Here is an 11,499-nt window from a genome sequence, read left to right as displayed (position 1 = left end):
TAGTTATCTCGGCGGCATGGCAGCTGTGGGTTGGCATATCCATGCCATGCAAGGGCTGGGATTGCTGATGATGTTATTGTTCCTGCATATCTATTTTGCCCCCTACCGCAGGCTCAAGAAGGCGATTCACGCCGACGACACCGCGCAAGCCGGGCGTCGCGTTGGTCAAATCCGGATAATGGTTGGCATCAACCTGGTGCTGGGTTTACTGGTGGTGGTAGTTGGCTCTGCAGGTCGATATCTCTGAGGTCAAATGATAATTTTAAATTCGTGGCTGATGCTGGTAAAAAAATAACAAGCCACCCATTATAAAACCGTCTGCTTTTTAAACCCATATTCAAGGTAGAAGTGCACCATCTTTACCAGCCTGTTCGTAAGGAGGTGCATCATATATGTCTTGGAAAATCATAACTATTTGCCGCAAAAATTATAGGTTTTTGTAGTCAAAGGTCACCCTTTTTAATAAATTATGCTTTTTAGTAAAGCGCGCTATTAATTTTTCAATTGAGTCGTTTTCGACAAAAATATCTTTGCTTTCTAAAAACGCTTTGTTGTATAGTTTAGACACTGAACGTTCACCAAGATCACAGGCTAACGTAACGACATGCTGTTTTTTACCTCCCTTTAATGGACCAAAATTAATTGCAGCATAAAAGGCTGCGGCAACGTTAAGTGCACTCGAACTTCCTAATACCAGTGCATCTTGTTCGCGAACATAGTTCGCGATAGTAACAATGTCACTATCTGGTAACGTAATAGTATGGTCGACGGAAGCCTGTCGGAAATTGTTAACTAACCGCATAATACCAATCCCTTCGGTAAAAGACCCCCCCTCTGTCGCAGTGTATGTTCCACTTTGCAAAAAATTATAAATTCCTGAGCCATTTGGGTCTACACAGATGGTGTTGATGTCTGCGTTTTTTTCTTTTAAATATTTGGTCACCCCGCCAATTGTACCACCCGTTCCGGCTGCACAAACAAAGATGCTCACTTCACCATTGGTTTGATGGAAAATCTCAGGACCGGTATGTAAATAATGAGCATCTGCGTTGGCGGTGTTTTCAAATTGATTAGCCCACCAAAAATTCGAGTTTTCATCAGCAATACGTTTTGCTGTATGGTAAAAATGATTAGGGTTAGAGAACGGGCAGGCGTCGACTAAAATTAATTCTGCGCCATGGAGCGCAATCATTTGTTCTTTTTCTTTGGTTTGTCCTTTTGGCATAACAACCTTAAGACCAAAACCCAGTGACTTAGCAACTATTGCCAAGCCTATACCTGTGTTGCCTGCAGTTCCTTCTACTATGGTCATGCCTGGTTTAAGCACGCCAGACTCCATTGCCGACAATACCATTTGCAGTGCTGCGCGATCTTTTACCGTTCCCCCTGGATTTTGAAACTCACACTTAACGCTGATATCGCATTGCGCCAAGCGGCTTAAACTTGGAATGGTTAACAGGTCAGTATTGCCGATTAGTTCTGATAATTTATTCGCATGACCATTTAGAGGCATAATTTAAATTCACTTATTTTTGTATGTTAGATAACATTAAGAACGAGATTAGCCATTTGTAAATTTATTTTAGCTACTTTTGCAATCAATCGGGTCACAGACATTCACTAAGAAATTCATACTACAAATTGGCTGGTAGAAGCATATAGCATGCTTCTGAACGCTCACGTTTAGGTAATTGTTACACGGAAAATTAAAAATATCCAATGACCGCAAGTAGGCACATATGCGAAGTTCGGCTTCGAAGCGATTTGCAGCTGCTCTGTGAGTCCTCCTTCAAGGGCAGCTTTATCGCATAGAGAGGGATCGAGAAAACTCTCGTACTCCCTGCCCTCCGGAGAGCTGAGGATCAAGTCTTTCATTTTGCAGTTTTTTAATAATTAGTTTCTTTTCTAAGGCGCAAAGCTGCACAAAGCGCCATAGAGCTTTTGCACTGTTTATCTATTGAGATCACCCCATTTACGGTCGCTTTCTTCCAATACCGAGCGTAAAGGCCTATCCATCTTATAACTAGCTTTTGTAAGAGACTGCATTAACGCTTAAAACATCGGCTTGGTGAAGTTGGCGGTTTTTTTGGAACAAAAAAGGTGACAGCTTTACCAAGTCCGCATGCTTTGATTCGTTATGTTTTATGACGGAATAAAATTATAGTACTCACTAATACCAGTTAGTATATTTGTAGTAGCAATAGCTGACAGAATTAGACCCATCACCCGACTTACTACGCTAGCACCGCTAGTACCAATGAATCGGGCAATAAACCCAGAAAGTAACATTAAAACATAAACCAAAGTTAAAACTGACAGCATAACCATTGCAGTTTGCAATTGCTCAAGAAAACTAAATATAGCGTTTTCTGTTAATAACACAGCAGCCAACATCGCTCCTGGGCTCGCAATAGATGGTACTGCAAGTGGAAAAATAGCGGTATCTTTATGGTTTTCGTTTAGGCTTTTTATCTCTTCCTCAGGTTTACTATCGCCAAATATCATATTTAGTGCGAACAAAAATAAAACAATTCCTCCAGATATTTGAAATGCAGATAGAGGAATGGACAAAGCCTTTAATATTAACTCTCCAATTACTACAAAAAACAGCAATACACATGCAGCTACAATTGTTGCTAACAATGCTATTCTGCGTTTTGTTTTTTGGTCATATTTAGCCGTTATAGCTATGAAAACAGGCACAGTCCCAATCGGATCTATAACTGCAAAAAAGGTTATAAATACGGCTAAAAAATCTATCATCTGTCATTTACCCTGAATAGAGGTGAAAACATAACGAGGCTGTAGAATTTCTCTTTCAGCCAAATCCCATTAAAAAACGAACTCCTATAACACAGCCTAAGCTATTTAAAGTACTTAGGTAATGCATTTGCAACTCCAAAATTCTTCTTAAATTTCAAAAAAAGAGTTATCCTACAACCTCTACGCCGCGACAACCGTAAAGCGTCCGATTTAATTGCCTTGTATGCTTTTCGTTGGCGCGATAGATCTAGTTTCACCAACTTTCATTATCCACAGTTCTTTGTCGGAAAATTCGCTATCAAGTCCAGCCTTCTTAAAGCGTATCGGAGGTTCAAACAATGGCTCATCAGATAAACTGCTAATTGTCCCCCAGTGAGAGGCAATCAGTGTCTTTGCGCGAACATCTATGCCAATGGAGACAGCTTCTTCGGGAGTGGTATGCGACATCCACAATAACTCCCTTGGTTCATATGCTCCAATAGGTAAAATAGCAAAGTCGAAGAAACTATATTTATCACCGACAAGATTGAAGATAGTTTCTGAGTACCCTGTATCGCCAATAAAAAGAATACGTTTTTGGAAGCTTTCAATAACCCAAGAAGCCCATAGCGTTTCATTATGATCAGATGTACTTCGAGCAGAATCATGAACTGAAGGTTCCGCTGTAATATCTATTCCTTCAATAGATACTGACTGCCCCCAATCTAACTCCGTAACCTTGCTATACCCTCGCTCGATAAAAAAAGACTTAAGCCCTAAAGGAACGACCACATGAATATTATTTTTGTTTTCTAATTTCCTAACTGTTTTATCATCCAAGTGGTCATAATGATTATGTGAAACAATCACTATATCGATGGAAGGCAATTTATTTATAGGTATGGGCAAATCAACAAATCTTTTTGGGCCTGCCCATGAAACAGGACTGGCGCGTTTTGACAAAAAGGGGTCAGTCAGAATTGTCACTCCGGAGGTTGTAATCAAAAAACTTGCATGCCCCAACCAAGTAACACGATCGCTGGAAATTGAGTTTAAAAGTTGAAGAGACTCTAACTCAGTTAGTTCATGTCCATCAGGAACATCAGGAATAAACACCGAATCCCATGCTCTTCGCATATAGAAAAAGATCCCTTTAGGTGCGGCAGTTTCCACAAATGGGTGGTTCTGATACTCCTTACTCGTATGATGTTGTGGCTTATTATCCAATGATATTTTCTTCGAGTATTCTGACGAGTTTGATGAGCATGCAATTAATATAGCTAATACTAGAATTATACTGATAAAAATTTTTATGAGGCTCATCATTTACTCCTAAAACTAACGGCGTATTAAACCGAAAAACTCCATATTTACGGTGGAAATACGGAATATATCAACTTGTTAAAATTGATATAACAATACATTTACAAACCATAAAATCAAACAATTAAGATGATTGATTAAATAATTGTCATGAGGATAGATAGAAAAAGTCCGTATTAACGACAGAAACAAGGAATAACGCCCAAACTGTCTATAAAATCAGGAAAGAAATAACAAAAGAAATAAATGACATATCCATTTTTAAATTCCGTAGCAGAAAGTATGCGTATTAAATTCAATATATTGATTGTTACTCTAGTTGCATAAATTAGCTGCTACTCCACAAATTCTTAGCTTGCTTTTTCCTAGAGGAGAGCTTCATAGTGGTCAAGTTAATTTGGTCACTATTGTATGGTTTGTAAGTAAAGGTGGCGTTTGCGAGTCAGCATTCTGAATATATCCTTCAAGCGAACAAGGAAATGAACTACTAATATATTTAGCTGTTTGAGCCTAAAAAAGGCACAAAATGAAAAAAGCATTTTTATGTTTAGAAAACAGCCATTAATGACAAATTTTAAATTTTAGATTTTATTTTTTAGGCTCAATACCCATTAGCAAGCTAAGTCGCAAACTCCCCCTTAGCGACTTTGGTGCGACCACTATGTACCATATGCTCAGTTCAGCGCAGCAGAAACTTTAAGCAGCAGAGCTAACGTCTTATCACAATTTAAATTAACAGTGATGACATTGTGCCGGCTTTATACTGTGATCACTTAATTACCTTTTTACTGAATTTACCCCGATTAGAAAGCCATCCTATAAAAATATACTTTTTAACTGAACCTTAAGCTGTTCTCTCACGTATTAGTTCTTTTAAATGTCAAAAACTGGAACTTGATAATGCTATTTAGTGAGAGTGAAGAGTCTAGAGTTATCGAAATGGCTTGGGAAGATAGAACCCCCTTTGAAGCGATTGAAGATCAGTTTGGTCTGAATGAGCAAGCGGTGATAACACTTATGCGTCATAAGATGAAATCAAGTAGTTTCAAATTGTGGCGTAGCAGGGTGAGCGGTCGAAAAACTAAGCATACAAAACTTAGGTCGCCTGAAGTCGGCAGAGCTTATTGCCCAACTCAGTATAAGAATAGATAGTGCTTGCGGTGCATAGAATGCTTCAAGATGATCAATGATTAAATCTATGAGGATAAGTAGAATAAACGTTATTTTTACTTAAAAGTTATATTTCTAATGTTACTTTTGTTTCAATATCTATTTTATTGGCACATCAGTTTAACATAATTTTAAATCAAATTTATAGAGAGCTATAGTTATGTTGGAAAGCTTCACTGCGGAGACGCTTGCTAGAATACAGTTTGCATTCACCGTCTCCTTCCATATTATATTCCCAGCCTTTTCGATCGGAGTAGCCAGTTATTTAGCCGTATTGAATGGCTTGTGGCTAAAAACACATGATCAAACCTACCTTTTTTTGTTTAACTACTGGAAGAAAATTTTCGCGGTTGCATTTGGAATGGGCGTAGTTTCCGGTATTGTGATGTCGTATCAATTTGGCACGAACTGGTCGGTGTTTGCAGACAAAACCGGACCAATACTTGGGCCACTTATGGCCTATGAAGTACTCTCTGCCTTCTTCTTAGAGGCCGGATTTTTAGGCATCGCTTTGTTTGGACGTGAGCGCGTGGGTAATGGACTACACATGTTCGCTGTTTGTATGGTCGCCTTTGGTACTTTAATGTCAGCCACTTGGATTTTATCAGTCAACTCGTGGATGCAAACGCCTGTTGGCTATAGCATTAATGACGTAGGGCAATTTATTCCAGAAGACTGGTGGCAGATTGTCTTCAACCCTTCGTTTCCGTACCGTTTAGTACACATGGTAACGGCTGCCTTTCTGACAACCGCACTAGTGGTTGCTGCTGTCGGTGCATTACACCTGCTAAGAAACAAGGCTGATGCCGCTGCACGTCGTATGTTTTCAATGGCAATGTGGATGTTAATTGTTGTCGCCCCTTTACAAATTGTTGTGGGAGACTTCCACGGTTTAAACACTTTAGAGTATCAACCAGCCAAAGTGATGGCGATGGAAGGACACTATGACAGCCACCCAGAGGGGGCACCGCTCATTCTATTTGGTATCCCTAACCCAGAAGAAAAAAGGATTGATTACGCTATTCAGATACCCAAACTCTCTAGCTTGATCTTAAAGCATGACTTAAACGCCCCACTTGCAGGTTTAGATACTATTCCTGATGAAGACGAACCACCTGTTGCAATTATATTCTGGAGCTTCCGTATTATGATTTCGCTAGGCTTTGCCATGTTAGGACTGGGCGTGTGGAGCTTTTGGCGACGCATTCGCGGCAAGCTTTATGATGACGATTTGTTAAAGCGGGCGGCAATTGTTATGGGCCCCATGGGATTTGTTGCCGTACTGGCAGGTTGGGTTACTACTGAAGTAGGCCGTCAACCTTTCACCGTTTACGGACTATTGCGTACAACCGACAGTCTTGCACCGATTGATGCGCCTGCGGTTGCGGTATCGCTAATCGCATTTATCATCGTTTATTTCTTTGTCTTTGGTGCAGGTACTTACTATATATTAAGACTGATGAATAAACCGCCAGCTACGTCAGGCCTTGAGATAAATGACGGCCCTACCCGGACCGCACAAAACCAATTTATTGCAACAACTGACGCAGACCTTAAGTCAGGTGCGCAAGGAGACAATCGTGGAATTTGAATTATCGTTTATCTGGGCGATGATTATCGCCTTCGCCGTACTCACTTATGTCATTTTAGATGGCTTTGATCTGGGCATCGGTATTTTGTTTCCGTCGGCTAAATCAGAGCAAGACAAGTCGGTTATGATGAATACCATTGCCCCCGTTTGGGACGGTAATGAAACTTGGTTAGTAATGGGAGGCGGTGGTTTATTTGCCGTTTTCCCTCTAGCCTATGCCGTTATTATGCCAGCCTTGTACATGCCTATTATACTAATGCTGCTAGCACTGATTTTCCGAGGCGTTGCCTTTGAATATCGCTGGCGAACCGTTCGTTGGAAGCCTGTTTGGGACTTTGCCTTCTTCGCAGGCTCGGTTATAGCAGCCTTTACTCAAGGTGTTTCGCTCGGGGCGTTGGTGCAGGGTATTGAAGTGGCAAACCGCGCCTACGCTGGAGGCTGGTGGGATTGGCTAACCCCGTTCTCATTATTAACCGGCTGTGCAGTTGTCATTGGCTACGGCTTACTGGGCTCCACTTGGTTAATTATGAAAACAGAAGGTGAACTACAAACTAGAATGCGGGGTTATGCAAAATGGTTAGGCATTGCTACCCTAGGTTTTATAGGTGTTGTCAGTATCGTCACCCCCTTCCAAGACCCCGCTTATTTCCAACGTTGGTTTACGCTGCCAGGTAGCATTTTTAGTGTGTTTGTTCCAGTTTTAGTCGGGCTGTGTACTTGGTTGCTATTTATGGGGTTGAAACAAGACAAAGAAGCGCAACCATTTCTCGCCTCACTTGGCTTATTTGTCCTCAGTTTCATCGGTATTATTGTCAGTTTTTACCCTAATATTGTACCGCCAAGTCTAACAATCACAGAAGCCGCAGCGCCTGATTCAAGTTTAAGGTTCACACTGGCGGGGACGATAGTTTTAGTGCCACTTATTTTAATCTATACCGCTTATGCATATTGGGTGTTCCGGGGCAAAGTAAAACCTGAGGATGGCTATCACTAATGGCTTGGAAAAAATGTAAAAAACTAGCCTGGTTTGTTGGCATTTGGCTTGCTGGGGTTTTAGCACTGGGCATTGTGGCTATGCTGATAAAGTCAGCAATCCTTTAACGGTTTGTGACTAAACTTGCATGCTGTTAAATTAAAGCGAGCATGGGATTTTTATTAGCTGAGTCGCTTTGAAGATAGAGCGTCTGAGAAAATTATTAATAATCATGATTTTAGCATCAGACAGAGTAACTGTTTTTATGCTTGTTCTGGTCTAATCTTTAACAATAAAAAATTTTAAATGTGTATTAGTAAGAATACAGACTAATACACTGTTGGGCTTTAAAAGTGATGCCTTCATATTTGGCTGCAGTGCAGAAAAAGGCGATTAGCTTCGGTTTAGGTCTAGAATGGCTGAGTCTAAAAAGGAAATCTTAATAATGTTGCGGATAGCTCTGATCAGTTGGGTCACAATTACCACGTTACTATTTACCACGTTACTATTAGCGGGAAATGCGATGGCCGTTGAGGAAGCAAAATACAATGTACTTCGTGAAGAAGACGGGTTCGAACTTCGAGAGTACGAGTCCCATATTCTAGCTGAAACCACAGTAGATGGAGCGTTTGAGGAAGCTGGTAGCGAAGCATTCGGCCGCCTGTTCAAGTACATTTCCGGCAACAACAAACAGCAACAAAAAGTGGCGATGACCTCGCCTGTTGGACAAGAGCCATCGAGTCAGAAGATTGAGATGACATCGCCGCTAGGCCAGCAGAAGCAGGATGAAAAATGGGTTGTCAGTTTCATGATGCCAGCGTCATTCGAGTTGGAAACGACTCCTGAGCCGAAGGATCCAAACGTGTCTATTCGCGAGGTTCCGGCACGTCTCATTGCTGTGGTACGTTATTCGGGTTTTTGGAGCGAAAAGAATTACCTTCACAATTTGGCAAAATTACAGAATTGGATAGAGAATAGTCGCTTGACTCCGTTAGGCGAACCGATTTGGGCACGGTACAACCCACCGTTCATGCCCTGGTTCCTTCGTCGCAATGAAATACTGGTGCCGGTTGCATCCCCGGAATTCGGCGATTGAGCGTGGTGCAGTTGACGCCAAATTTAGTATGACATTACTTTATGGCCACTGAAGAGGAAAGTTGCCTTAGAAAGACAAACACCGTAACATTCCGGGATTATAGATTTAGCTTAGCAAGAGAATGTAAAGTATGAACAACGAAACAGATATCATCACAAACCTAACAGATTTAGAAACATTTTTAATTTCAGTTGAAAATGATAGTTTAGGTTTAACAAATGTAACGGGTGTAGCAATGGCGACAAACAATAAAGATGGTCGTCGTTTTATCGCAGTGTTAGATGACCAGCACCAATTATTATTATCACGTTGGGTTACGGAAGAAGTGTTCCAAACAGGCCAAGATTTAGTGCGTAATGGCACCAGCCGTACAGCTCATTAATATTCAAACATTGAATTTGAAGAAAAAGGTTAAGATAATATCTTAACCTTTTTTTATTTAGACCCCCTAGATCTTTAACTTTGAATTATTTCAACAGATAAGTAGCCCAAAACTCTAGGGCATTTTGTGCCCCGTTTCGCCTTAGGAATAAATTTTTTAATGGAGTATTAATGCAACTGATTTACCTTAGTTGTACCTTTTTGAATTTTAGACTCAATTATTCTCTTAGTGCTTCAGAATAATCTGATAATTCTTTCTCTTCCAAATTTAGCAAATATGCCAAATCCGATGCTCTGTAACATATTTGACTAACGAGATTATCTATATCTTCTTCAGACTTTAGGCCTGACTGTAAACTGAGTAATATTGATGCTTTTACTCCTTTCCTGAAAGAGGCTTCAGCAGTTTCTGCAAGCACGATATCTTTTGCTGTTGTATATGCACTTAATATTTGTTGTGCAACCTCTTCTTCCACACCTAATTGCGATGCTAACTCCTTTGTTCCCTTATTTGAATTAATGACTCTTTCAATAACATCTATATCATTTGGCATGTATTTGTCAAAACGCGGATTTATACCGAGATGATCGGCATAATTAGCATAACTATATGAAAAAGTTTCTGCCGCTAATAAATATTTTTTCGACATTATTTTATATTTCATTTGGCACCATACTTGATATTGTTTTGGGCATAATAGCTTTATTTTCAACGCATCAAGGCTTTTATCTGCTGCCTATCATGATTTACAATAAGCATGATTACTTATTTATTCAACAACCTCACTCCCTAATTATCAAAATAGTGACTGGCGATATATGTTATAGGATCATATATCTCCTTTAAAATCACAAAAGGCTAACTCGCAAACGCCCCCAAGCGACTTAGAAACTAAAAACAAGTGACTAAATTAACTTGAACACTATTACGCTCGCTTTCGGGAAAAAGCGTGTCGTGGTTGAGTAAATCAAGCCCTGATTTGTCGTTATCTCAATATAGGGAAAAAAATAATATTACATGAGTCAGCACTTCTACCTCCATCGTTGCAATCAACCCAAACGATTACTTTAATTCATCAATAGCGCCTTCATATATAGATTATTTACTACGATAAAAAACCATAGCAAGAACGACAAGTTAGAGATTAATCTTCATCTCTCTCTTGTAAGCAAAATACAGATTTATATCTGTCCCCTTCTATCCTGCACTAATAAAAAGAACAGATTATGCGGTATAGAAAATAAATATCATTTAAAAAAGTTACATGGTATTTTGAATTTAAAGCATTGTTAATTAGGCCTTATTTTATTTCCCGGACTTTCTGCACCTACAAAAAGGTTCGGAATGTACGGTTTAAGCGCCTCCCTTTTGTTAGATATGTATGATGCAAACTTCTAGGTTGAGGTATGCGAATTTAATTCAGAAATAGGATCCACAAACGGATGGTAATTCATCTTACTAGAAAGCTAATAAGACGTTTACCTTTAAAAAACAAGTTAGATTAACCCCATATATAGCAATTGAAAAGTACATAAATACAGGAGTTATTAATGAATAAAAACATCTTATCTCAAATCATTGCAGGATTATTTCTCGCTAGTGGTGCTCAAATGGCACATGCATCTGAACTCACCTACGCAGTCGTTGATACCAATCAGAGTCAATGTTTTGATACAACAGACGTTGTAGATAAATGTCCTGTCGTGGGAGAGTCTATGCACGGTCAAGATGCTCAATATGTGGGGATAATGCCTAGCTACCAAAAGAATGCAGATGGTACCGTGTTAGATAAGAACACCGGGCTAATCTGGGAATCCTCGATTGATCGCAATGATGATGGCGTTGCTAATGCGCATGACAAGATGTCCTATGACAACGCGTTAGCGTTTGCAAAAACATCGCGAGTTGGTGGTTTTGACGATTGGCGCGTCCCTACGATCAAAGAGCTCTACTCTATTTTTCTTTTTGATGGCGAAGATGTAAGCCCGCTCCATACTAAGGGGACTTACCATATCACCCCTTTTCTGGATCAGAACGTCTTTGATTTTGCTGCAGGTGATACCAATAATGGTGATCGTTTGATCGATGGCCAATATCTTAGCTCGACAAAATATGTATCAACCACGATGGGACGTAATGAAGAGACTATTTTTGGTGTGAACTTCGTTGATGGTCGTATCAAGGGTTATGGCCTTAATGCTCAGGACGAAAAAAAGTTTTAC

12 protein-coding genes are annotated in these 11,499 nt (G+C 40.0%); 8 read left to right on the top strand and 4 right to left on the bottom strand.

Annotation, left to right across the window (positions count from 1 at the left end; translation table 11 throughout):
* A partial coding sequence (locus tag ACJAZP_RS19110) for a CopD family protein (protein ID WP_415232340.1) occupies positions 1-247 on the top strand: 247 nt, incomplete at its 5' end.
* A gap of 180 nt (positions 248-427) precedes the next feature.
* On the opposite strand, the gene ACJAZP_RS19105 is transcribed toward ACJAZP_RS19110, so the two are convergent.
* The 3 genes from ACJAZP_RS19105 to ACJAZP_RS19095 all read right to left on the bottom strand — a co-directional run bounded on the left by ACJAZP_RS19105 (position 428) and on the right by ACJAZP_RS19095 (position 4,065).
* The gene (locus ACJAZP_RS19105; RefSeq protein ID WP_415232339.1) at positions 428-1,513 is read right to left on the bottom strand and encodes a cysteine synthase A; all 1,086 of its coding nucleotides are present in this window, start codon (positions 1,511-1,513) and stop codon (positions 428-430) included.
* 629 nt (positions 1,514-2,142) lie between these two features.
* The gene (locus tag ACJAZP_RS19100; RefSeq protein WP_415232338.1) at positions 2,143-2,763 is read right to left on the bottom strand and encodes a MarC family protein; all 621 of its coding nucleotides are present in this window, start codon (positions 2,761-2,763) and stop codon (positions 2,143-2,145) included.
* Between the two features lie 210 nt (positions 2,764-2,973).
* Positions 2,974-4,065, bottom strand: a complete 1,092-nt coding sequence (locus ACJAZP_RS19095) for an MBL fold metallo-hydrolase (RefSeq protein WP_415232337.1) — start codon at positions 4,063-4,065, stop codon at positions 2,974-2,976.
* Positions 4,066-4,965: 900 nt separating this feature from the next.
* Here ACJAZP_RS19095 and ACJAZP_RS19090 point away from each other — a divergent pair.
* The 6 genes from ACJAZP_RS19090 to ACJAZP_RS19065 all read left to right on the top strand — a co-directional run bounded on the left by ACJAZP_RS19090 (position 4,966) and on the right by ACJAZP_RS19065 (position 9,277).
* Positions 4,966-5,217: a TIGR03643 family protein gene (locus ACJAZP_RS19090; protein WP_415232336.1), complete on the top strand. Its 252-nt coding sequence runs from the start codon at positions 4,966-4,968 to the stop codon at positions 5,215-5,217.
* 178 nt (positions 5,218-5,395) lie between these two features.
* Positions 5,396-6,826 (top strand): cytochrome ubiquinol oxidase subunit I, encoded by a 1,431-nt coding sequence (locus tag ACJAZP_RS19085; RefSeq protein WP_415232335.1) that lies wholly within the window; start codon positions 5,396-5,398, stop codon positions 6,824-6,826.
* A complete protein-coding gene (cydB, locus tag ACJAZP_RS19080) occupies positions 6,816-7,820 on the top strand; it encodes a cytochrome d ubiquinol oxidase subunit II (protein WP_415232334.1) in 1,005 nt (334 codons plus the stop codon). The genes ACJAZP_RS19085 and cydB overlap by 11 nt, the downstream gene beginning before the upstream one ends.
* Positions 7,820-7,927, top strand: coding sequence for a DUF2474 family protein (locus ACJAZP_RS19075; protein WP_083761744.1), 108 nt, complete (start codon positions 7,820-7,822; stop codon positions 7,925-7,927). The genes cydB and ACJAZP_RS19075 overlap by 1 nt, the downstream gene beginning before the upstream one ends.
* 287 nt (positions 7,928-8,214) lie before the next feature.
* Positions 8,215-8,895 (top strand): SOUL family heme-binding protein, encoded by a 681-nt coding sequence (locus tag ACJAZP_RS19070; RefSeq protein WP_415232333.1) that lies wholly within the window; start codon positions 8,215-8,217, stop codon positions 8,893-8,895.
* A 130-nt stretch (positions 8,896-9,025) separates the two neighbouring features.
* A complete protein-coding gene (locus tag ACJAZP_RS19065) occupies positions 9,026-9,277 on the top strand; it encodes a hypothetical protein (protein ID WP_415232332.1) in 252 nt (83 codons plus the stop codon).
* 217 nt (positions 9,278-9,494) lie between these two features.
* Here ACJAZP_RS19065 and ACJAZP_RS19060 read toward each other — a convergent pair whose 3' ends face one another.
* Positions 9,495-9,941, bottom strand: a complete 447-nt coding sequence (locus tag ACJAZP_RS19060; RefSeq protein WP_415232331.1) for a hypothetical protein — start codon at positions 9,939-9,941, stop codon at positions 9,495-9,497.
* Between the two features lie 946 nt (positions 9,942-10,887).
* Between ACJAZP_RS19060 and ACJAZP_RS19055 the strand changes: the two genes are divergently transcribed.
* A partial coding sequence (locus tag ACJAZP_RS19055; protein ID WP_415232330.1) for a DUF1566 domain-containing protein occupies positions 10,888-11,499 on the top strand: 612 nt, incomplete at its 3' end.

The sequence above is a fragment of the Psychromonas sp. genome, assembly GCF_047632955.1.
GTDB lineage: Bacteria > Pseudomonadota > Gammaproteobacteria > Enterobacterales > Psychromonadaceae > Psychromonas.
Note: the sequence above shows the minus strand (reverse complement) of the source record. Positions and strands in the feature narration are given on the sequence as shown.

Coding starts and splice junctions, on each gene's coding strand:
- ACJAZP_RS19105 (WP_415232339.1), bottom strand. CDS start 1,513: ATGCCTCTAAATGGTCATGCGAATAAATTATCAGAACTAATCGGCAAT.
- ACJAZP_RS19100 (WP_415232338.1), bottom strand. CDS start 2,763: ATGATAGATTTTTTAGCCGTATTTATAACCTTTTTTGCAGTTATAGAT.
- ACJAZP_RS19095 (WP_415232337.1), bottom strand. CDS start 4,065: ATGAGCCTCATAAAAATTTTTATCAGTATAATTCTAGTATTAGCTATA.
- ACJAZP_RS19090 (WP_415232336.1), top strand. CDS start 4,966: ATGCTATTTAGTGAGAGTGAAGAGTCTAGAGTTATCGAAATGGCTTGG.
- ACJAZP_RS19085 (WP_415232335.1), top strand. CDS start 5,396: ATGTTGGAAAGCTTCACTGCGGAGACGCTTGCTAGAATACAGTTTGCA.
- ACJAZP_RS19075 (WP_083761744.1), top strand. CDS start 7,820: ATGGCTTGGAAAAAATGTAAAAAACTAGCCTGGTTTGTTGGCATTTGG.
- ACJAZP_RS19070 (WP_415232333.1), top strand. CDS start 8,215: ATGGCTGAGTCTAAAAAGGAAATCTTAATAATGTTGCGGATAGCTCTG.
- ACJAZP_RS19065 (WP_415232332.1), top strand. CDS start 9,026: ATGAACAACGAAACAGATATCATCACAAACCTAACAGATTTAGAAACA.
- ACJAZP_RS19060 (WP_415232331.1), bottom strand. CDS start 9,941: ATGAAATATAAAATAATGTCGAAAAAATATTTATTAGCGGCAGAAACT.